The sequence below is a fragment of the Roseovarius sp. A46 genome, assembly GCF_004126395.1.
In the GTDB taxonomy this organism is placed as follows: Bacteria; Pseudomonadota; Alphaproteobacteria; order Rhodobacterales; family Rhodobacteraceae; genus Roseovarius; species Roseovarius nitratireducens.
The window spans coordinates 1-255 of the sequence record NZ_PVWS01000107.1 but is presented as its reverse complement, the minus strand read 5'-3'; the positions used below and the strand labels follow the sequence as shown (position 1 = coordinate 255).

General features: G+C 60.4%; 1 pseudogene. It reads left to right on the top strand.

Annotated elements, in window-relative coordinates:
• Positions 1-255: pseudogene (locus C6W92_RS17550) on the top strand (IS481 family transposase); the annotation flags it as partial.

Genomic DNA, 255 nt, shown 5'->3' with positions numbered 1-255 from the left:
GCGGTCTTCTCTGCATCGCTGTCTGCAGCGCCATGGCATATCACGCCTGCCGGACGTGGCCGGTGACAAGCCGAAACGGCAGAAGTTCAAGCGCTACCCGATCGGCTTTTTCCACATCGACATCGCCGAGGTGCAGACCGCCCAGGGCAAGCTCTATCTCTTCGTCGGCATTGACCGAACAAGCAAGTTCGCGGTGACCCAACTCGTCGAGAAGGCCGACAGGCGCACCGCATGGGAGTTCTTGCAGCACATGCT